Origin of the sequence: Methylophilus sp. DW102, from assembly GCF_037076555.1 — a bacterium.
GTDB classification, from domain to species: domain Bacteria; phylum Pseudomonadota; class Gammaproteobacteria; order Burkholderiales; family Methylophilaceae; genus Methylophilus; species Methylophilus glucosoxydans.
Map to the genome: position 1 here is coordinate 1,903,734 of NZ_AP029023.1, position 21,796 is coordinate 1,925,529.

20 protein-coding genes and 1 tRNA gene are annotated in these 21,796 nt (G+C 51.3%); 11 read left to right on the plus strand and 10 right to left on the minus strand.

The window, feature by feature from the left end; genetic code table 11:
* Positions 1–17 precede the first annotated feature (17 nt).
* Positions 18–581, plus strand: coding sequence for a DUF1003 domain-containing protein (locus tag AACH41_RS08795; RefSeq protein ID WP_313988113.1), 564 nt, complete (start codon positions 18–20; stop codon positions 579–581).
* An 80-nt stretch (positions 582–661) separates the two neighbouring features.
* Here AACH41_RS08795 and pgl read toward each other — a convergent pair whose 3' ends face one another.
* Entirely contained in the window at positions 662–1,348 is a 687-nt protein-coding gene (gene pgl / locus AACH41_RS08800) for a 6-phosphogluconolactonase (protein ID WP_338654531.1), read from the minus strand.
* Positions 1,349–1,531: 183 nt separating this feature from the next.
* On the opposite strand from pgl, the gene gnd reads away from it, so the two are divergent.
* From gnd to AACH41_RS08820, 4 genes are all read left to right on the plus strand, one after another.
* Entirely contained in the window at positions 1,532–2,437 is a 906-nt protein-coding gene (gene gnd, locus AACH41_RS08805) for a phosphogluconate dehydrogenase (NAD(+)-dependent, decarboxylating) (RefSeq protein WP_194747997.1), read from the plus strand.
* A 151-nt stretch (positions 2,438–2,588) separates the two neighbouring features.
* Positions 2,589–4,064 carry a glucose-6-phosphate dehydrogenase gene (gene zwf / locus AACH41_RS08810; protein ID WP_275355634.1) on the plus strand — a complete coding sequence of 492 codons (1,476 nt, stop codon included), beginning with the start codon at positions 2,589–2,591 and terminating at the stop codon, positions 4,062–4,064.
* A gap of 169 nt (positions 4,065–4,233) precedes the next feature.
* Positions 4,234–4,803 (plus strand): dCTP deaminase, encoded by a 570-nt coding sequence (gene dcd / locus AACH41_RS08815; protein ID WP_275355635.1) that lies wholly within the window; start codon positions 4,234–4,236, stop codon positions 4,801–4,803.
* A 102-nt stretch (positions 4,804–4,905) separates the two neighbouring features.
* Positions 4,906–7,152: an arginine/lysine/ornithine decarboxylase gene (locus AACH41_RS08820; protein ID WP_338654538.1), complete on the plus strand. Its 2,247-nt coding sequence runs from the start codon at positions 4,906–4,908 to the stop codon at positions 7,150–7,152.
* A 1,076-nt stretch (positions 7,153–8,228) separates the two neighbouring features.
* Here the strand turns inward: AACH41_RS08820 and AACH41_RS08825 are convergent.
* Together AACH41_RS08825 and AACH41_RS08830 are read right to left on the minus strand one after the other, a co-directional pair.
* The gene (locus AACH41_RS08825) at positions 8,229–8,711 is read right to left on the minus strand and encodes a dihydrofolate reductase (RefSeq protein WP_338654540.1); all 483 of its coding nucleotides are present in this window, start codon (positions 8,709–8,711) and stop codon (positions 8,229–8,231) included.
* 11 nt (positions 8,712–8,722) lie between these two features.
* Positions 8,723–9,262 (minus strand): peroxiredoxin, encoded by a 540-nt coding sequence (locus tag AACH41_RS08830; RefSeq protein ID WP_338654542.1) that lies wholly within the window; start codon positions 9,260–9,262, stop codon positions 8,723–8,725.
* Positions 9,263–9,388: 126 nt separating this feature from the next.
* Between AACH41_RS08830 and AACH41_RS08835 the strand changes: the two genes are divergently transcribed.
* Positions 9,389–11,251, plus strand: a complete 1,863-nt coding sequence (locus AACH41_RS08835; RefSeq protein ID WP_338654543.1) for a tetratricopeptide repeat protein — start codon at positions 9,389–9,391, stop codon at positions 11,249–11,251.
* On the opposite strand, the gene AACH41_RS08840 is transcribed toward AACH41_RS08835, so the two are convergent.
* Positions 11,248–12,081, minus strand: coding sequence for an HDOD domain-containing protein (locus tag AACH41_RS08840; protein WP_338654546.1), 834 nt, complete (start codon positions 12,079–12,081; stop codon positions 11,248–11,250). The genes AACH41_RS08835 and AACH41_RS08840 overlap by 4 nt on opposite strands.
* A 249-nt stretch (positions 12,082–12,330) precedes the next feature.
* Between AACH41_RS08840 and map the strand changes: the two genes are divergently transcribed.
* Together map and AACH41_RS08850 are read left to right on the plus strand one after the other, a co-directional pair.
* Entirely contained in the window at positions 12,331–13,125 is a 795-nt protein-coding gene (map, locus tag AACH41_RS08845) for a type I methionyl aminopeptidase (RefSeq protein WP_275355642.1), read from the plus strand.
* Positions 13,126–13,152: 27 nt separating this feature from the next.
* Positions 13,153–15,729 carry a [protein-PII] uridylyltransferase gene (locus AACH41_RS08850; protein ID WP_338654548.1) on the plus strand — a complete coding sequence of 859 codons (2,577 nt, stop codon included), beginning with the start codon at positions 13,153–13,155 and terminating at the stop codon, positions 15,727–15,729.
* Between the two features lie 74 nt (positions 15,730–15,803).
* Here AACH41_RS08850 and AACH41_RS08855 read toward each other — a convergent pair whose 3' ends face one another.
* The 6 genes from AACH41_RS08855 to AACH41_RS08880 form a co-directional block, all read right to left on the minus strand.
* A complete protein-coding gene (locus AACH41_RS08855; protein WP_338654551.1) occupies positions 15,804–16,343 on the minus strand; it encodes a hypothetical protein in 540 nt (179 codons plus the stop codon).
* A 168-nt stretch (positions 16,344–16,511) separates the two neighbouring features.
* Positions 16,512–16,784, minus strand: coding sequence for a cupin domain-containing protein (locus AACH41_RS08860; protein ID WP_275356382.1), 273 nt, complete (start codon positions 16,782–16,784; stop codon positions 16,512–16,514).
* A gap of 104 nt (positions 16,785–16,888) precedes the next feature.
* Positions 16,889–17,164 (minus strand): cupin domain-containing protein, encoded by a 276-nt coding sequence (locus AACH41_RS08865; protein WP_194748017.1) that lies wholly within the window; start codon positions 17,162–17,164, stop codon positions 16,889–16,891.
* Positions 17,165–17,232: 68 nt separating this feature from the next.
* Positions 17,233–17,322, minus strand: a tRNA-Ser gene (locus AACH41_RS08870).
* A 25-nt stretch (positions 17,323–17,347) separates the two neighbouring features.
* A complete protein-coding gene (def, locus tag AACH41_RS08875; protein ID WP_338654554.1) occupies positions 17,348–17,881 on the minus strand; it encodes a peptide deformylase in 534 nt (177 codons plus the stop codon).
* Positions 17,882–17,902: 21 nt separating this feature from the next.
* Positions 17,903–18,658 carry an S-methyl-5'-thioinosine phosphorylase gene (locus AACH41_RS08880; protein WP_194748021.1) on the minus strand — a complete coding sequence of 252 codons (756 nt, stop codon included), beginning with the start codon at positions 18,656–18,658 and terminating at the stop codon, positions 17,903–17,905.
* Between the two features lie 67 nt (positions 18,659–18,725).
* Between AACH41_RS08880 and hpnC the strand changes: the two genes are divergently transcribed.
* Genes hpnC through hpnE form a run of 3 tightly spaced genes read left to right on the plus strand, consistent with a single transcriptional unit; the run spans position 18,726 to position 21,783 of the window.
* A complete protein-coding gene (gene hpnC, locus AACH41_RS08885; protein ID WP_338654558.1) occupies positions 18,726–19,595 on the plus strand; it encodes a squalene synthase HpnC in 870 nt (289 codons plus the stop codon).
* Positions 19,592–20,434, plus strand: a complete 843-nt coding sequence (gene hpnD / locus AACH41_RS08890; protein WP_275355651.1) for a presqualene diphosphate synthase HpnD — start codon at positions 19,592–19,594, stop codon at positions 20,432–20,434. The genes hpnC and hpnD overlap by 4 nt, the downstream gene beginning before the upstream one ends.
* Complete coding sequence (hpnE, locus tag AACH41_RS08895; protein ID WP_338654562.1) at positions 20,431–21,783, plus strand: hydroxysqualene dehydroxylase HpnE; 1,353 nt, start codon at positions 20,431–20,433, stop codon at positions 21,781–21,783. Before hpnD ends, hpnE begins: the two co-directional genes overlap by 4 nt.
* Positions 21,784–21,796: the final 13 nt, after the last annotated feature.

Genomic DNA, 21,796 nt, shown 5'->3' on the forward strand with positions numbered 1-21,796 from the left:
CAAGCCGACAGACTGCAATGACCGCCAGTGAACATGAGATTGCAGAAACGCTGATCGGCAAGGATTATGACGCCATGGACGCGCACACCCAGCGCGTCGCCCGGCACCTGACCGAGCGCAGGCATGTGTCACGCAATACGGCAGATGAGAGTGACGGTAGCATGACCACCGCTCAACGGGCCGCCGATGCCGTAGCTCGTTTTGGCGGCTCCTGGACGTTTATTTTTGTGTTTGCTCTGGTGCTGATCGCCTGGGTCGTGCTGAACTCGGTCATTTTGCTCAAATATGACCGTGCGTTTGACCCCTATCCTTATATTCTGCTCAATCTGTTTTTGTCTATGCTGGCCTCGATACAAGCCCCCATCATCCTGATGTCACAGAACCGGCAGGCAGAAATAGACCGCAAACATGCAGAGCATGACTATGAAGTGAACTTGAAAGCAGAACTGGAGATTTTGCTGCTGCATGAAAAAATGGATGGTTTGCGCGAGCAACAGTGGCAGGAACTTATAGACTTGCAGCAACAGCAAATTGGCTTGCTCGAGCAGTTACTGGCCGAGCAAAATAAAAAACCATCTTAGCGACAGCACGCACAAGGTGATAAAAAAGGCCACAAAGAGTTCTCTCTGTGGCCTTTATGTTCTCGGGAGCTTAAAACGATTTAGCTCAAAACCACACCAAAGCAATAGACATCCACACCATTCGGTGACTGGATTAATGTCGCCGGAATCGCTACACCTTTACGCCAGTTATCCACCGCCTCCTGCTTGCCCGCCCCCGTCACCAGAAACATGACCTCATGCGTATCGTTCAGCCGCTTTTGGCTAATCGTAATGCGATCCGCGGGCGGTTTGGGCGAGTTAAACACTGGCACGGCATCGGCACTGTTATCAACCGCCTGGCCTGGGAATAAACTAGCAGTATGCCCATCTTCACCCAGCCCCAAAATCACCAGATCAAAGGTGCGCACGCCTTTAAGGATCTCGCTATAAGCCAGCGCGCCAGCCACATTGCCGAGCTCGGCCGGAATATCATGAATCTGATTTTCAGGAATCGCCACATGGCTTAACCACGCATCGCGCGCCATTTTGCTGTTGCGATCCACATGATCGACTGGCAAACAACGGTCATCATTATGATAGACATGCCATTTGGACCAGTCGGCATCAGCTTTTGCCAACAACTGATACACCGCCTTGGGTGTACTGCCGCCTGCCAGTACAATCAGAAAACTGCCATGCTTGGCAATGGCGGCGTCAGCAGCCGCCAGAATTCTGTTAAGTGCTGCCTGGTTGATTTCTTCCTGGGATTGAAACGTGTGCCAACGGGTTTGAGCATTCAAAGACATAGAAAACCTGTAAAAAACAATACAAAAAAGCTTGCGCAGCCTTTTAGACCGTGACTGCATTTGTTATAATTATAGCTGACTCGACATGATAATTCTGCAAAATTATCCGAAGCACTGATCGGGTTCATGCCATCCAAAAGATGGGTGTCTCTTAAACTATCCTCACACCATAGGAAAATCCGAATGAAATTAGCAATGATTGGCTTGGGCAAAATGGGCGGTAACATGGCTGCTCGCTTGCTGCGTCACAAAATTAACGTGGTTGGTTTTGACTTTAACACCGAATTCGTTAACAGACTGGTTAAAGAAGAAGGCCTGGAAGCAGCGACCTCCGTTGCGGATGCAGTTAGCAAACTCGAAGGCCAAAAAATTGTTTGGTTGATGTTGCCCGCTGGCGAAATCACCGAAAATCAAATCAAAGATTTGATCCCGATGCTGAACAAAGGCGACATCATCGTCGATGGCGGCAACTCAAACTACAAACATAGTCAGCGCCGTGGCGCAATGTTGGCCGAACATGGTATCGGCTTTATCGACTGTGGTACTTCCGGCGGCGTTTGGGGCCTGGATAACGGTTACTGCCTGATGTACGGCGGTGAAAAACAATATGCTGATGTATTGGCGCCTTATGCACAGGCATTGACCCACGCGGATCGCGGCTGGGCACACGTTGGCCCTGTCGGTTCTGGTCACTTCACCAAAATGATCCACAACGGGATCGAATACGGCATGATGCAAGCCTTTGCTGAAGGTTTGGACCTGATCAAAGGTAAAGAAGAGTTCAACCTGGACTTGGCACAAATCACTGAACTGTGGCGTCATGGTTCCGTGGTACGCAGCTGGTTGCTCGACTTGACGGCTGAAGCACTCAAACAAGACCAAAGCCTGCAAGAAATTGCACCATACGTTGCTGACTCCGGTGAAGGCCGCTGGACCGTGGTTGAAGCGGTTGAGCAAGGTGTGGCAGCGCCAGTGTTGACCACTGCATTGCAAGCACGTTTCAGAAGCCAAGACTCTGAAGGCTACAGCTACAAGCTGCTGTCACTGATGCGTAATGCATTCGGTGGCCACTCAGTGAAAACCAAGTAAGTGATATAAGCCTCTCATGATGAGAGGCTTTTGCTTATTTGTTCATAGCCACATGCTGACACGACTAAGTTTAAGAACTTATTAGCGCTAGTCATAAACATATGGGAAAGGCCTGCCCTTTCCCGTTTACATTTTTATCTTAAGGTTAGAAATGACGAATAAAATTGATCCATGCACCCTGGTATTATTTGGCGCGAGTGGCAACCTTGCCCGCGTAAAATTGTATCCTGGTTTGTTCAGGCTAGACCTGCTGGGCCGCCTGCCTGATGACATGAAAATTATCGGCGTTGGCCGTCAAGTGGTTGATCTGGATGCCTGGCGTGCAGACATCAAATCCATGCTGGATACCAAATTCAAAAAAGGGTATGACCAGAAAGTCTTCGAGCGCTTTATCGCCCGTAACTTCTACCATGCCAACCCACCGACTGACCCAGACGCGTTCAACAAACTGAAAGCCACGCTGAGCGACGAAAAAGTATTTCCGCAGAACCTGGCTTACTTCCTCTCAGTACGTCCGGTAGACTTTGCACCAGTCGTTGAATCACTGGCCAATGTCGGCCTGACTCAGGAAGACAAATACTGGCGCCGCGTGGTGATCGAAAAACCATTCGGTACCGATCTGCCATCTGCCAAAGAACTGCAGGCTGCCATCACCAAGCACCTGAAAGAAAGCCAGATTTACCGTATCGACCACTACCTGGGCAAATCCGCGCTGCAAAACATCTTGCTGCAACGCTTTACCAATACCGTGTTAGAGCCGATCTGGAACAACCAGTACATTGACCATGTGCAAATCACCAACACCGAAATGCTGGGTGTAGGCGACCGTACGCAGTTCTACGACAGCACAGGTGCTCTGCGCGACATGTTGCAAAGCCATATTCTGCAAACCTTGGCACTGACCGCCATGGAGCTGCCAAAAGACCTGTCACCGGAAGGCGTACGTGACGCTAAAATCAAGTTGCTGGAGCAGATTCGCCCTATCCCAGTCAACGAACTGGAAAAGCATGCTTTCCGCGCGCAATACAGTGCCGGTGAAATCAATGGCGAAAAAGTGCCAGGCTACCTCGAAGAACTGGGCAACAATGACAGCGTAGTAGAAACCTATGCTGCCTTGAAACTGTTTATTGATAACCCACGCTGGAAAGGGGTGCCTTTCTACATCCGCACCGCCAAGCGCCTGCACGAAGCCGATACGCGTATTGCTATCCGCTTCAAAAAAGCGCCATTGCAAATCAATGACCAGGACCAAAACTGGCTCATCATCGGCATCCAGCCACGTGAGTGCATCAAGCTCGAAATCCAGTCCAAGATTCCTGGCCTGGATGTACAAACCCGTACTATCCAGCTGGATGCAGCCAACCGTTGGGACGCAGACGACTCCGTAGATGCTTACGAGGCCTTGCTGCTGAACCTGATGCAAGGTGACAACTCCAACTACCTGCATATTTCTGAAGCCGAAGCACAATGGCGCCTGGTGGATCCAGTGGTGAAAGCCTGGGCAGAAGACAAGCGCCCGGTCCATCAGTACCCTGCTGGCAGCCGCGATCCTGAAGCGTCCAAAGTGATTTTTGAAGCGGAAGATCAATTCTGGCGTTACAGCATTGAATTAGGCGGCGATAAGTAAACCTTGGGGGCTCATGCCTCCTCGGTAGATTAATTCGCCTCAAAGCCAAAAAAATTTGCAAATTTAACTGTAATTGTTGTTATTATTTGCATTCACTAAAAGCGGAGTTTAAACTCCGCTTTTTTCTCTTTATTGCATGCGTTAATGACGCAAATGACTGGATATCGTAATGAGCATTAAGTCTGATAAATGGATACGCAGGATGGCTGAACAACACGGCATGATAGAGCCGTTCGAGCCCACGCTGGTCCGCGAGGTGAATGGTCAAAAAATTGTGTCTTACGGCACCTCCTCTTACGGCTACGATATCCGTTGTGCGGACGAATTCCGCGTGTTCACCAACATCAACAGCACCATTGTCGACCCCAAGGCATTTGACCCACAGTCTTTTGTCGAGGTCTCAGGCAAAGGCTATTGCGTCATTCCTCCCAACTCGTTTGCACTGGCACGTACGGTCGAATACTTCCGCATCCCGCGTTCCGTGTTAACGATTTGCCTGGGCAAGTCCACGTATGCGCGCTGCGGCATTATTGTCAATGTGACACCGTTTGAACCTGAGTGGGAAGGCTATGTGACGCTGGAGTTTAGTAACACGACGCCGTTGCCAGCCAAGATTTATGCAGGTGAAGGCTGTGCACAAGTGCTGTTCCTGGAGTCTGATGAAGTCTGTGAAACCAGTTATAAAGACCGTGGTGGCAAATACCAAGGTCAAATTGGTGTCACATTACCAAAGATATAATCACACTCTTGAACACAATCAGAACATTTCACCACAGAGGCACAGGGTTAAGCGCTGACTTTCCCTGTGCCTCTGTGTCTTAAGCGGTAAAAGGATTCCTTTATGAAATTTAGATTTCCCATTGTGATTATTGACGAAGATTTTCGCTCAGAAAACTCGTCTGGCCTGGGCATCCGGGTGTTGGCCAAAGCGATTGAAGAGGAAGGTCTGGAGGTGCTTGGTGTGACCAGCTACGGCGACCTCACCTCTTTCGCGCAGCAGCAAAGCCGTGCCTCGGCGTTTATCCTGTCGATTGACGATGAGGAGATCGTTGAAGAGAAACCAGAAGCCATCGAGCAGCTGCGTAATTTTGTACAGGAAATCCGTTACCGTAACGAAGAGATTCCGATCTTTTTGCATGGCGAGACCCGCACCAGCCGCCACATTCCAAATGATGTGCTGCGTGAGTTGCATGGCTTTATCCATATGAACGAGGATACGCCAGAGTTTGTGGCACGCCTGATTATCCGCGAAGCCAAGGCCTACCTGGACAGCCTGCCACCGCCCTTCTTCAAGGCGCTGACGCATTACGCGGCTGATGGTTCCTACTCCTGGCACTGCCCCGGTCACTCCGGTGGCGTCGCGTTTCTGAAATCACCGGTCGGCCAGATGTTCCACCAGTTTTTTGGCGAGAACATGCTGCGGGCAGACGTGTGTAACGCGGTAGATGAACTCGGCCAATTGCTGGACCATACCGGCCCGGTCGCCGCTTCCGAGCGCAATGCCGCACGTATTTACAACTGCGATCACCTCTATTTTGTCACTAACGGCACCTCGACCTCGAACAAGATCGTCTGGAACTCCACCGTCGCGCCTGGTGACATCGTGGTGGTTGACCGTAACTGCCATAAATCCGTATTGCACTCCATCATCATGACCGGGGCGGTGCCGGTATTCCTGATGCCAACGCGTAACCACTTTGGCATTATCGGCCCGATTCCGAAAAGCGAGTTTGCCTGGGAAAATATCCAGAAGAAAATCGAACGCAACCCGTTTGCCACCGACAAAAACGCCAAGCCACGCGTACTGACCATCACGCAATCCACCTATGACGGCGTGCTATACAACGTTGAAGAAATCAAGGAAATGCTGGATGGCAAGATCGACACCCTGCACTTTGATGAAGCCTGGCTGCCACACGCGACCTTCCATGACTTTTATGGTGACTACCACGCGATTGGCGCAGACCGCCCACGCTGTAAAGAATCCATGGTGTTCTCCACCCAGTCCACGCACAAACTGCTGGCTGGCCTAAGCCAGGCCTCGCAAATTCTGGTACAGGATGCTGACCAGAACCGCCTGGACCGCGATGTGTTCAACGAAGCCTATCTGATGCACACCTCTACCAGCCCGCAATACTCGATTATTGCCAGCTGTGACGTGGCTGCCGCCATGATGGAAGCCCCAGGCGGCACCGCCCTGGTAGAAGAATCACTCAAAGAAGCCCTGGACTTCCGCCGCGCCATGCGCAAGGTCGACGAAGAATGGGGCACCGACTGGTGGTTTAAAGTCTGGGGCCCGACCGATTTGTCCGAAGACGGTCTGGAAGAACGAGATGCCTGGATGCTGAAAGCCAATGAGCGCTGGCACGGCTTTGGCAACCTGGCCGAAGGCTTTAACATGCTGGACCCGATCAAAGCCACCATCATCACGCCCGGGCTGGATGTAGATGGTGAATTCTCAGAAGAATTCGGCATCCCGGCAGCGATTGTGACCAAGTACCTGGCTGAACACGGCGTGATCGTCGAAAAAACCGGTCTCTACTCGTTCTTTATCATGTTTACCATCGGCATTACCAAAGGCCGCTGGAACACCATGGTCGCCGCGTTACAACAGTTTAAAGACGACTATGACAAAAACCAGCCATTATGGAAAGTGCTGCCGGAATTTGTGCAGAAGCATCCACGCTATGAACGCGTCGGCCTCAAAGATTTGTGTACACAAATTCACGAAGTCTACAAAGCCAATGACGTCGCCCGCCTGACTACAGAAATGTATCTGTCTGACATGGTGCCAGCCATGAAACCGACGGACGCCTTCTCAAAAATGGCGCACCGCAAAATTGAGCGCGTGGCCATTGATGAACTCGAAGGCCGCGTGACTGCTGTGCTCTTAACCCCCTACCCGCCAGGTATTCCACTGCTGATTCCAGGTGAACGCTTTAACAAGGTCATTGTGAACTACCTCAAATTTGCACGCGAATTCAACGAGAAATTCCCGGGCTTTGAGACCGATAACCATGGTTTGGTGAAGCAAGTCGTGGATGGTAAAGCCGTGTATTACGTGGATTGTGTGCAGCAGGAAGATTAGCTCTTTAGCTTCACTCAGCTGTTTTTTACTGAGCTTTCTTTTTTGTGAGCTTCAGCAAAGGCAACTTAATGGTTGCCTTTGCTATTTTACCGAGACCTCTGTTTCGCCTGTGAGCTAGTCACCTTTCTTTGCGTACATTGAACAAGGTTGTATTAGGCATTAACAGGATGGGTGAATGATTTATTTCGCCTTTTAGGCGACCATTCTTTCTTATGCTTGTCCATAAGAAAGAAGGCAAAGAACAAGACACCCTAGCTTCCGCTTGTTTCCTGCGTTGCTCGCCAAAACAAGCGGTCAAGAAACTCGACCTGGCAGCTCACAAAATACGTGAGCTGCTGCGGGACTCGAACAGTCGCTCCCTTCTTCCTTGTTTTGGCTGCGCTACTCGGCGCGGCAGATAGGGGCCCGAAAACCCATCAGCGCCACCGTTTGTGGGCTAAAAAGAAAAGAATTTGAGTTTTTGAACGGTCCAAATTTTTAGGCTGTGAGTTTGACGCGACAAATCCCATCCCATCACGCTGAGTAGCGGAAACAAAGTAAGAAACAAGGGAGCGACTGTGCGAGCTCCGTGGCAGCTTGCGGGGTGTGCAAGCTGCTAGGGCGAGTTTCGATGGACGCCCACTTTGTTGATAACTAAGACTGCAGCGCAGTCTGTTACGGCGTAGGCTAACTTGCGCAGCAATGTTAAGCGTAGCGGCCGTAGCCAACAACACAAGGAAGCCGTAGGCCGTGATGGCTGGGTGCCCTCTTCTTTGGCTACGGACGCCACTTTGTGGCTTAACCTAAAGGTTAGCCTACGCCGCAACACTCCGTTAGTTGTGGTTACTTTCTGTGGGACAAGCAACAGAAAGTAACTCGCCTACAGGCGAAAAAGAAAGGTGGAATTCCGTAAATATCTAAGAAGACTTGCAGCAAATTCAATACGCGCTCTTCAATTTTAATCAGATTAGTATTAACCTTGCATGAATTGGGCCTACGCCGGAATGACGAAAAACTGGACTAACTTGGATTGAGATTAAGCATCGAAAAAAGAATAACCTTATTCTTTTTTCGATGCATCAAGCCAAAGGCTTCTATCATCGCCGCTGATAAACCATATCACTATAATGCAAGCCATTCTCCGAGGTATGCCCTTCCTCACTCACCAATTCCCAATCATGCATCTCGATTTCCGGGAAAAATGCATCCCCGCCGACATGAGCATATACCCGCGTAATGTATAGCCGCGTAACATAAGGCAGGCCCTGTGCATACAACTCCGCGCCGCCAATCAGAAAGGGTTCTTCATCACCGGCACAGGCTGCAAGCGCTTGTGGCAGTGAATGTACAACCTTGGCTCCTTCAACCGCGTATTCAGTATCACGAGTGACGACTACCGTGGTGCGCCCGGGCAACAAGCGACCCAGCGACTCATAGGTTTTGCGGCCCATAATAATGTGATGGCCCATGGTCAGTTGTTTGAAGCGCTTGAGGTCTTCGGGCAGGTGCCAGGGCAACTGATTATTTTGACCAATGACACGGTTGTCTGCATGGGCGACGATCAGGGAAAGGGCTTGCATGGCGATACTCACTAAAAAGCCGACAGGCGCTTGAGGTCACGAATGATGGCCTCGCTATGCCCGTCAGGATTGACGTTGCTGTAGGACTCGGCAACGACGCCTTGCGGGTCAACAATAAAGGTCATGCGTTTGGCGGCCTGGAAGACGACAAGGTTAAACAAGGCGCCATAGGCATCAGCCACCTGACCATTGCTGTCCGCCAGCAACGGAAAAGACAAGCGGTGTTTTTGCGCAAATGCGGCATGGCTGGCAACGGTATCGACACTGATCCCTACCACCTCGGCACCCAGGGCATGGATCTGCTGGATATCATCCCTGAACTGGCAAGCTTCGCGCGTACAACCAGGGGTGTCATCTTTGGGATAAAAATAAAGCACCAGCCATTTACCCTGCCATTCGGAGAGTTGCCGCAGGTTTCCCTGGGCATCGGGCAGACTGAATGCCGGAGCTTTCATGCCGACGCTGACACGTGTAGAAGGCTGCTGATATTGGCGATAGCCCCAGAGGGCTAACCAGAACAACAGGCCGTACATGATCAGTTTGATCAGCATTGAGTTTCCTTTCTTTGGGTAAATGACATTCAGGTCGTTGACGCTGACAGCTGCTTATTGTACCTTAATCCGCCATCCATCCATTTAAGGTCGCCCGCAATCGCTTGAAGTGTTGCCAGTTATCCCATGAACAATGAAGCCATTGCAAAACTGCTGAAACTGATTGCTGCCGATCCGCAGAAGTGGGATGCCTATCAGAAGCTGGCAGGCCTAATGCTGCAAAACCAGGAGTTTCATGCGGCTGAGCAATATTTGCTGCAAGCGATCAGTTTGCGGCCTGACCTGCTGGAACTGCGAGTGCAGCTAGGCAACCTGCATATGCGCACACAACAGTTCAAGGCGGCGCATGAGTGCTACAAACAAGCCATTGCCCTGGATGCCAAACAGGCACAGCTTTATTACCTGGATGCACGCGCACTGAAAAACCTGGGCAGAACGCAAGAAGCCATTTTGCGCCTGCGTACCGCCATCAAACTTGACCCGCAACGACTACCCGCCTTTACCGAATGTACTGACCTGATGCTGCAACTGCAGCAAGTCGACCAGGCAGCCAATGTTTTACGACAGGCGGTGGTGGCGCATCCGGAGCATGCCCATTTTCACTATCGTCTGGGGGTGTTATGCATGCAACTGCAACAAACAGACGATGCACTGTTATGCATGAACGAGGCGATCCGCATACAGCCTGACTTTGCCGATGCCTATCATCAGCGCGCCTTGATTCTGCAATCACAGGGCAAGCCACAAGAGGCCGTGCTAAGTTTTGATGAAGCTATCCGCTATCAACCGAATTTGCATTTACCCTACAACAACCGTGGCGTGGTGTTATGCCAGCTGGGGAAGTACACTGAAGCGATTGCCGATTTCCGCCTGGCCTTGCAGTTGAACCCTGGGTATGCGGCTGCCCAATGCCACCTGGGCTTGGCGCTGTATGAAAACAGGCAGCACGATGAGGCTTACGCCTGCCTGGAGACGGCGCTTAAATTGGCGCCGAATCATGCGCAAGCCAGATATACCATGAGTATGCTGCGATTGGCACGCGGAGAATTCGAAGCCGGCTGGCCGCTGTATGCGGCGCGTTTTCAAGTGCTTGCGGACAAACACCGGCCAGATTTAAACTTGTTATGGTCATCGGCAGGCGCTCTGGTCGGCAAAACCATTCTGATCTGGGCCGAGCAGACGTTGAGCGACACCCTGCAATATTGCCGTTATCTGCCTATGGTTCAAGCCTGCAAACCTAACCATCTGGTATTAGCCGTCCCTGAGGCTTTATTTGACCTGTTTAATGAGTATTGGGCGCATGATGCAACGATTCTGGTCGTTTGCCAGGATGGACGTAGCCTGCCGCATTTTGACGTATTCTGCCCCATGCTGAGCTTGCCAGCGGTGTTTAACACGCAACTGGATACGATACCGGCCGGCTTGCCTTATCTGGGGGTAGAGGCACGCCACAGTGAACCCTGGCAACAATTACTGGGGCCTGGCCGTCGGTTGCGCATCGGGCTCAACTGGTGTGGCGAGGCGACGAACAAATATGATCAGTGGCGCAGTATTCCGCTCTTTCTGATGGCGCCTCTGCTGAATATGGAAGTCGAATGGCACAGCTTGCAAAAAGAGTTCAGGCGCGAAGACCATATCATGCTCAAACGGTTTCCCATGCTGGAATGTCATCACCCGGAATTAATAAACTTTACCGCCACTGCGGGGCTGATCATGCAAATGGATCTGGTGATATCAGTCGACACGGCCGTCGCGCATTTGGCTGCGGCCTTAGGCAAAGAGGTCTGGTTATTACTGCCGCAACATGCGCATTTCCGCTGGTTACAACAGCGCGAAGACAGTCCGTGGTATCCAGGCATGCGCCTGTTCAGACAGGGGGATGACGAAGCTTGGGAGCAAGTGATTGACCGGATACATCAGGCCGTCACCGATGTGCTGGCCCAGCGTCATGAGCGCCTGATCGCAAGCGAACAAGCCGCACAAGACTAATGTTGTGGCACGCCGACGATATGTTTGACGCGCTCAACATCAACATGCAGCAACTCGGCAATATCTTTGTAGTCATCGGGCAAGGCAGCATTATCCCAGCCGTCGGCAGAATGTCTGGCCAGATTCACGGCTAACTGCACATTGCGCACCCTGGGCAGGTCTGCGCGCGCTTCGTCCATCAGGTCACTGAGCAATGGCGGCAAGTTAAAGACCTGCACCAGCTCGGCCTGTAACTCCAGCAATCTGAAACCCAGCACCTCTTGTTGAACGACCCGGCTACGCAACGTTTTATCTGCGTCCTGGCGCTGGCTGATTTCGCCCATCGCATCCGGGTTAAAGCACCACATGAGCATTTCGGCAAAATCATGCAGCGAGGCTGCCACCCTCACCTCTTCTGCGTGCAAATCCATCAAATGCGAGGCAAACTCTGCGGAAAAATAACCGGCACGGTGAGCCCGTATCATGAGCTTGAGCAAATCGATCAAGGCGGACATATGCTCATGCAACACATCCTCCACATGCGGAACGGTAGGAATCTGCGCGAAAAACGTGCCAGTGCCCATCATGATAATTGCCTGCTCGACCTGTACCAGGTCCTGTAACTGATGACGGCTGCGATGATTATTGGCGTACGCCAACACCTTGAACATCATGAGCGGATCATTAATGACCACACGGGTAATGTCACGGGCGCCCGTTTCATCTTCACGCGCCTGTAATTGAGCGATCTCTCTGGCCGTCTGCCGCAAGACCGGAATCTCTGCCGCCTTAAAAAAAGCCACCCAATCTTTAACGGTGCGGTTGGCTCTTGCATCGGTGAGTGTCACCATAAGTGTGCTCCAGCTAAAATCATGCCCGAGTATAAATCATTGCCATCAAGTGCCATGTCGGGATCAATTACACTAATGCCAGTCAGTTTCTTTTATGACTCAACTCTATTAACGGCGTTCTTGCGCATTCCTTGAGCGAAGTAGGCCAAACATCATGACTGCTATGTGTCTATGTTAGAATGTTGTTTTAGTTAATGATTCCGAAAGCCTGTCTGGGAAACGGATTAACGTAAGAGCGGTCACTCGTTTATGGCAATTGTTCTGCATACCCCCGAAGAAATTGAAAAAATGCGCATCGCAGGTCGTCTGGCCTCAGAAGTGCTGGACTACATCACACCGTTTGTCGTGGCGGGGGTGACCACCAACAAACTGGACCAGCTTTGCCATGATTACATCGTCAATGAACAACAAGCGATCCCGGCCCCATTAAACTATGCACCAGATGGCCATGCACCCTACCCCAAGTCTATTTGCACCTCGATTAACCAGCAAATCTGTCATGGGGTCCCTAGCGAAAAAGAGCTTAAAAATGGTGATATCGTCAACCTGGACATCACAGTCATCAAAGACGGCTATCATGGCGATACGTCACGCATGTTTATGGTCGGCAGTGTCTCACCACAGGCAAAGCGGCTGTGCGACCTCACCTACCAGGCCATGTGGCGCGGCATAGAAAAGGTCAAACCTGGCAACACCTTGGGCGATATTGGCTATGCGATTCAGTCATTTGCAGAAAAAAATGGTTACAGCATTGTGCGTGAATTTTGCGGACATGGCATCGGCAAAAAATTTCATTGCGAGCCCCAAGTGTTGCATTATGGCAAACCCGGGGCAGGTTTGACGCTCAAGCCTGGCATGATTTTTACCATCGAACCCATGATCAATGCTGGACGCCGCGACATCAAATTCATGCCGGATGGCTGGACCGTGGTCACCAAGGACCGTAGCCTGTCGGCACAATGGGAGCATACCGTACTCGTCACTGAAGAGGGCTTTGAAATCATGACCGTCTCAGCGGGTACGCCAGCCCGGCCCACGCTCTAAGGCACGCATGTCGATGGTCAGTCCCGCATGACAGTCATTGGCAAGGAACATCTCAAGCATTGGCGAGCGTCAGTACAACTGACACGTCAACAACTGGCCGATGCTTATCTGGCCAAGCCGCAAGCCAAACGCCTGCTACAACAACATACGCGCTCACTCGATCTACTGCTTAAACAGATTTGGCAGGCTTATGCCCTGCCAGAGAGTGCTTGCCTGGTTGCGGTCGGCGGCTATGGCCGTGGCGATATGTTTCCCTACTCGGACATTGATTTGCTGATCCTGATGCCGGAAAACAGCGATGCTGCGCTACAGACGCTGGTTGAATCGCTGATTGGCACCTTGTGGGATATTGGTCTCAATATCGGTCATAGCGTGCGCAGCCTCAAAGAGTGCCTGGACGAAGCGCAGCTGGATGTGACCATCATGACCAACCTGCTGGAAGCCCGCTGGCTGAGCGGAGACAAAAAAACTTTCCAGTCCCTGACGCAGTTACTGCATACACAGCTGGACCAAGCCCGTTTTTTTGCTGAAAAACTGCGTGAGCAACAAATCCGTCATGCCAAATTTCATGACACGGCTTACAACCTAGAACCCAATGTCAAAGAGAGTCCAGGCGGCCTCAGGGATTTGCATATGGTTCTTTGGGTCGCGCAAAGCCAGGGCTTGGGCAGTGATTGGAACGCGCTTGCCCAGGCGGGGTTATTAAGTCGGCATGAAGCCATTCAACTCAAAAAACACGAACGTTTGCTGCAAAACCTGCGCATCCGCCTGCACTTGATGGCCAAGCGCCGGGAAGACCGCCTGGTATTCGACTTTCAAAACACGCTGGCGGAGCAGATGGGCTATGAGACCAATCCGCAAAAACGTGCCAGCGAACAGTTAATGCAAGGCTTTTACCGGAGTGCCAAAGCGGTCATCATAGAAAATGAAGTCCTGCTGAAATTACTGCATGCACGCATTCAGCCAGAAACCAAGCCGCCGCAAGCATTAACAGAAGACTTTAGCCTGTCTCAGGGCTTGCTGAGTGCAAATGCGCCAGACCTGTTTCAACGCAAGCCCGAAACCATCTTGCAATGTTTTCAACTCCTGCAGCAATACCCGGAAATTACCGGCTTTAGTGCGCCGCTCGTACGTGCATTGCAGGCGGCACAGCCGCTGATCAACCATCAATTCAGACAACGCGCCAATCACAAAGCCTTGTTCCTGCAAATTTTGCACAGCCGCGAAGGTGTGCACCGCAGCCTGCGGCGCATGAACCGTTATGGCATCCTCGGCCGCTATATCCCGGTATTTGGCCGCGTCATCGCACAAATGCAGCATGATCTGTTTCATGTCTATACGGTAGATGAGCACACGCTGAATGTCTTACGCAACCTCAGACGCTTTGCCAAACCCGATTTGAGACACGAATTTCCGCTGTGCAGCCAACTATTTAATGCATTCAGCCAGCCACATTTGCTCTATCTGGCGGCCATTTTTCACGACATTGCCAAAGGCCGTGGCGGCGATCATTCGCTGCTGGGCACCCTGGACGCGCGCCGATTCTGCAAACAACATGGCTTAAGCAAAACGGATACAGAGCTAGTCGCTTGGCTGGTTGAGGCACACCTAAAACTATCCAGCACGGCACAAAAAAGTGATTTATCCGACCCCGATGTGATTGAAGCCTTTGCGCATCTGGTGGGGACAGAATATCGCCTGACAGCGTTGTACTTACTGACGGTGGCCGACATTCGCGGCACCAGCCCGAATGTGTGGAATGCGTGGAAGGCCAAACTGCTCGAGAGCCTGTTTTTGCAAACGCGGCGAGTGCTGCAACAATCACTGAATACCGAAGCCCAGCTCAGCTTACGCAAGCAGGAAGTGTTGCAGAAACTTAGCAGTTTCAACCTTAAAGAGTCTTCCGTGGCAGCCCTGTGGCAAGCCTTTGGCAATGGCTATTTCAGTCGTTTTGACAGTGATGAAATCGCCTGGCAAAGCCGATTACTGATTCCGCATCTCAATACCGAACAAGCCATTGTGCGTGCCCGGCTCAGCCCCAAAGGGGATGGCATTCAGGTGATGATCTACAGCCGAGATCAAAAAGAGATTTTTGCCCGTATCTGCCATTTTTTTGACAGCATGCAATACAACATTGTGCAGGCCAAGATTTACACCACCGCTCACGGCTATGCCCTGGATAACTTTATTGTGCTGGAACCTGAAACACGGCAGATCAGCTATAACGGCTTATTGAAGCATATTGAACAAGGGTTGAATACGCAATTGATCAGCCATGAGGCGATTCCCGCGCCAATTCGCGGCCGGGTCAGCAGGCAAGTCAAACATATGCCGATTAGCACGCAAGTGAGTTTTAAAGCCGTGCCCAATCCACAGGACGCAGACCAGCCTTTTCAACAGCTGGATATCATCGCCAATGACCGCCCAGGATTATTGGCCAGTATGGCGCTGATTTTTCAGCAACATGGCATTGCATTACATAATGCCAAAATCAACACCTTAGGCAACCGGGTAGAAGATAGTTTTTTAATCTCAAACTGCCATGGGTCTATGCTCGATGAAGCACAGTTAGAGGATCTCAAATCTGCATTGAACACGCTTTGATAGTGGTTGGTCTTAAGACAAGCAAAAAGCCCTTGGCAAGCAATGCCAAGGGCTTTTTGTAGAAGTGCCATCACTTATAGTTGTCGACGCCGTACGGCAATCAAACCCAGCCCAGCCAACAACAATGCAAGATTTTCAAGCTCAGGCACTGGGGTTGTCACCAAATTTAAAATCACTTTTGAACCCGCTGTAAAAGAGACATTCTCCCAATTCAGGCCGACTTGATTATCATTAAAAGTGAAGCTGAGATCTGTAGTTTGGAAAGACTGTGAGTCATAGGTCACACTAGTAATGCGATCTGCGCCCGTAAAGCTCAACAAATTACCACTGTTGATTACAATCCCATTGCTGGTATAGGACGGTGCTGAGTAATCAAAAAAAGTATCTTTAAGAAAGGTATAAGTAATTTGGTTATCTGTCACACTAACGTTAAAAGAACCAAATACCAAGTCTGCGGAGGTACCCGCTGCATTGAATGTGGTGGCTGAGTTGCCAAAAGCATAAGCTCCGCCGTTGTAGTAGTATGTAGAATTTACCGTACTCCCATTGAGTCCGGCATAAGCACCGGAAGAGAATATCAAAGCTGCCATTGCGAGAACTGAAGCGATCTTCATATGCTAACCTCACCAAATAATTAATTGATTTTAAAGCCATTTTATAGAGACCAGCACATAATGGCAATAGCCCATTTGGCCTAGCGAGCAACGCGCCTCCCGATTCAAATCAGTTTCTGATAGCCTAACAGTATAGGCTTAGGGATTTTTTGGCACTTGTCGTTGAAATCACTCAAAATGGTAATGCTTTTTCAACGGCTGTTTGACTTCCCACACACAATCCAGCCCACTGGCAAAGGTGACTAAGTCACCCGCCCCAAAACTCACCGGCTCGCCATCTTTAGGTGTCACGGTCACCTCCCCTTGCAAGATATAAGCAATCTCGCTACTGCTATATTGCCAGGGGAAAATAGAGACTTCTTTTGACCAGGTTGGCCACTGATCCACACCAAGTGCGGCGAGTGTCTCGGCGCTGGGACGCTCGACCTTAATTTGATTCACTGGATGATGACTCATGTGTATTCCTTTCTTGCTTAGGATAACGGAGGCCCATCAACAAAAAACCCTGCCGGATTGACAGGGTTTTCATCATACTACCACTTCAATTAAAAGTGTTTGTAGTGTTTTTTCAATTGCTTGACGACTTCCCACTGGGATTTCAGGCCTTTTGGAAACTCTACATAGTCACCTGCTTTGATGGTAACAGTTTCGCCACCAGCTGGCGTCACTTTGAATTCACCTTCCAACACATAGGCTTTTTCAGTCATGGTGAAGTCGAGTGGGAATTTTGATGGAGGGCAATCCCAAATGTTCCAGCTGGACACGCCCAGCTCGTTCAATTTCTCTTGGGATGGGTTGCTATCGATAATGATTTGAGCCATGACGGTTCCTTCATGTAAATATAAAAAACTGCAAATAGAAATGCCGCAAAACTGCGGCATTTCATGTCTGGCGGAAGAGGTGAGATTCGAACTCACGGAGGGCGTGAACCCTCGACAGTTTTCAAGACTGTTGCATTAAACCGCTCTGCCACTCTTCCCGAAAGCGCGCATTATAGCAAACAATCAGTCATCTGGAAGCGTTATTCCAGGAAAAAGTACATCATTAAAGCCAAATTTTTTCAGATCACGGATACGCATGGGGTAAAGCACACCAAATAAGTGGTCACATTCATGCTGGACCACCCGCGCATGAAAGCCGCTCACTGTGCGGTCAATCACGTTGCCTTGCGGGTCAAAGCCACGGTAATGCAGGTGCTGATAACGCGGCACCAGGCCGCGCATGCCAGGCACAGACAGACACCCTTCCCACCCCTCTTCTTCTGCCTCATCCACAGGTGTGAGTTCGGGGTTGATCAAAATCGTAAAAGGCACGGCTTCGGCGTCTGGATAACGCGGATTGGCACCGACGCCGAACATCACCACCTGCAAACTGACACCAATTTGTGGCGCGGCAATGCCTGCGCCCTGCATATGCGTCATCGTGTCGTGCATATCCTGAATCAAGGCATGCAACTCGGGCGTATCAAACTCGGTGATCTTGTCTGCTACCCGATAAAGTAAAGGCTCGCCCATTCTCAGCACAGGTTTGACTGCCATTTCTGCTCCTCTGACTGCCGTTTAAGCCACAGAACAATCATTATCTGACAGGTATTGCGCAATGACGGCACGGACTTTATCCATGGTTTGCTGCAGCAAAGGCATGACCTGCTCAAACTGGATAGATTGTGTACTATCGCCGCGACCAGCCGCAAAATTGGCTACCGGGCAGATGGCCGCATAAGACACGCCCAATTCACGCGCCAATACCGCTTCCGGCATGCCGGTCATGCCGACAAGGGTGGCACCATCCCGCTCATAGCGGTCTATCTCTGCGGCGGTCTCCAGCCGCGGCCCTTGCACGCAAGCATACACACCACCATCCACCACGCTGCAGCCCACATCGGCAGCGGCTTTGAGACAGCGTTCACGCATGGCTTGTGAATAAGGTTGTGTGAAGTCTACATGCCGCACAGGCAGCTCTATGCCATCGTGATAGGTGTTATTGCGGCCATAAGTGTAATCGAGTATCTGGTTAGGCAAGACGATATCTCCCGGGATCAGATTACGCGTAATGCCGCCCACCGTGGCCACTGCCAGCAAATCACAGACGCCGACCGAATGCAGGGCCCAGACATTGGCCCGGTAATTGATCGCATGTGGCGGAATCGTATGCCCACCACCATGACGGGCTAAAAACACCACCTCTTTGCCATTGATTTCGCCAAAGACTAAGGGCTGCGAAGGTTCCCCATATGGCGTGCGCACGATCAAGCGCTTAGAAATGTTCAAATTATCCAGTGCGGTGAGCCCAGTGCCCCCAATAATGCCTAACATAAGTTCTCTTTATGATTGTTCATCTGCAAGGCGTAAGCGTATCATGGATTTATGGCATACTTAAGCCATGCATGCCTTTTCCAAGCCCGCCCAGCCCCAACCTAGCCTGACACTGGCGCACACGCATTACGAAAACTTTCCGGTTGCATCCTTGCTGTTACCGGCCCATTTACGTCATGCAGTGACGGTCATTTACCAGTTTGCGCGCGAGGCAGACGATATTGCAGACGAAGGCAACGCGAGCGAAATAGAGCGCCTGCAAGCCCTGCAGGCTTATGAAGATGAGTTATTATTGATCCAGGCCTATATACAGCCCTCACAGCCATTGTTTCAATCGTTGCAAGCGGTGATCCGGACTCACACTCTCGATGTTCAACTGTTAATCGACCTCATCGATGCTTTCAAACAGGATGTGGTGAAAACCCGTTATGCTAACTTTGAGGAAGTACTGGATTATTGCCGCCGCTCGGCAAATCCGGTTGGCCGCCTGATGCTGCAACTGTATGGCAGTGACAGCACGCAACATCGGCTGTGGTCCGATCAAATATGCAGCGCGCTGCAACTGATTAACTTTTATCAGGACATTGCGCTAGACCTGCAAAAGCATGGGACCGTCGGACGGATTTACCTGAGTCAGGAGGACATGCTGGCGGCAGGCATCAGTGAGCAGGATTTGCGAGCTCAACGGCTGGACAGACACTGGCAACAGTTCTTTTTGTCACAAGTGGGGCGTGCTGAGGCCATGTTAAAGGCTGGCAAACCGTTAGGTCGCGCCCTACCTGGACGGATCGGTTTTGAGTTGCGCATGATGATTGCCGGTGGCGAACGTATCGTGCATAAATTAAAATCCTGTCGTGGCGATATTTACCATCACCGCCCGACCTTGAAAGCCTATGATTGGCCACTGATTTTGCTGAAAGCCCTGTTTAAACGATGACGCCGCAACAATATTGCCTGCAAAAAACCCGTGAAAGCGGTTCCAGCTTCACGCTGAGTTTTGCTTTTTTACCCAAAGCCAAGCGCGAGGCGATGACGGCGCTGTATGCCTTTTGCCGCGAAGTGGATGATGTGGTGGATGAGTGTACCGACTACCAGATCGCCCAAACCAAGCTTGGCTGGTGGAAACAGGAAGTTGAGCGGCTGTTTCATGCCACGCCGCAACATCCGGTGACGAAAGCCTTAGAGCCCGTCATCAAAACCTATGGTTTGCAAGAAAGCCATTTCATTGAAATCATCGATGGCATGCAAATGGATACGCAATACAATCGCTATGCGGATTTTGAACAGCTGGGCCTGTACTGTTACCGTGTGGCAAGTGTGGTCGGCTTGCTTTCAGCGCAAATTTTTGGCTATAAAAATCCGGCAACCTTGCAATACGCGCATGACTTGGGCATGGCGTTTCAACTGACCAATATCATCCGCGATGTCGGCGAAGATGCGCGGCGCGGACGCATTTATATTCCACTGGATGAGCTGGAGCGTGACAGTGTCACCGAGCAACAACTGCTTAATAGCGAAGCCACGCCGCAAACGCAGGCCTTGCTGCTCAAGCAGATTGCCCGCGCGGAACTGTTTTATGACAAAGCCCTGCAGCAGCTCCCGCCAGAAGATCGGAAAGCCCAATTACCAGGATTGATGATGGCGGCCATTTACCGAACACTGCTGCAGGAAATCAAACAAGATCCCAACCTGGTACTTAACCATAAAATTGCGTTGCCGCCATTTAGAAAGCTCACCTTGGCGCTGGGCGCCTGGTTTAAATCCCGCCGTTCATGAGTGCAGTGTTATCCAGGGCTAATCAGAAAACATCCCAAACCGTTAGCGCCACCGCGAAGCTTCGCAGAGTAGCGGTGATTGGCGCCGGTCTGGCCGGGTTGTCTACGGCGTTGCGCTTAGGTCAGCAAGGCTATCAAGTATGCGTCTTTGAGGCCGCCCCGCAGGCAGGTGGCCGTGCACGTGGGGTATTGCACTCTTCAACCACGCTGGATAACGGCCAACATCTTTGCCTGGGCGCCTATCATGCCACGCTGGCCTTGCTACGCGATGCCGGCCTGGATCACAGGCATGTATTCAAGCGCTTGGCGCTGGCATTGCACATGCACGATGGCCAGCATCGTATTTCGCTGGTCACCCCAGAATGGCTACCCGCCCCGCTGCATCTGCTGTGGGGCTTAATCACCGCGACGGGACTGGACTGGCAAAGTAAATGGCGCGCCATCTGCTGGATGCGGCAGTTACAAAAAACCGCTTTTACGCTTGCGCAGGATATGCCGGTATCCGGCTTACTGGCTCAAGCACAACAAACGCCACTGGCGATCAAGTACTTGTGGGAGCCCTTATGCCTGGCTGCACTGAACACGCCGCTAGCGCTTGCCAGTGCACAGGTATTTTTAAATGTACTCAGGGATAGTTTTCAGCATCGTCGTCAGGACAGTGACTTTCTAGTGGCTAGATCTGATTTGTCCACCGCCCTCATTCAGCCGCTGTTAACGCAGCTACAAACACGGGGGGTTACAGTCAGGCTAGGGACCACTGTCACCGCCATCGAGGCTTTTGAACATGGTTGCAAACTGACACATCAGCAACAAGAAGTGTTTGATGCGGTGGTGCTTGCGGTCGGACCACACCAACTGAAAACCATCGCAGGCGCACCTACGTTGCCCTGGCGCGAGTATCAACCCATTACCACCATTTACCTGCAATTCAGCGAGCAGATGCGCTTGCCGCACCCCATCATGGGCTTATGCGGCGGCTGGGCACAATGGGTGTTTGACCGCGGGCAGTGTTGTGACCAGGCCGGATTGCTCGCCGTAGTCATCAGTGCGCATGCGCCCTTTGAGATGGACAAGGCCGTCCTGGTCACACATTGCCTTAATGAGATTAATGCTGCGCTCGGCAACTACGACATGACATTGCAGCAAACGCCTCTGTGGACAAAAATCATCACAGAAAAACGCGCCACCTTCAGTTGCAGCCCGGCTTTAAAGCGGCCTGGCCCTCAAACCGCACATGCCCGCATCTTTTTAGCCGGAGACTATGTCGCGAGCCCTTATCCGGCCACCATAGAAAGTGCGATCCGTAGCGGCGAGGCCGCTGCGCAAGCAATTGCGCGATTACTGGGCTAGCAGCGCCAAGACA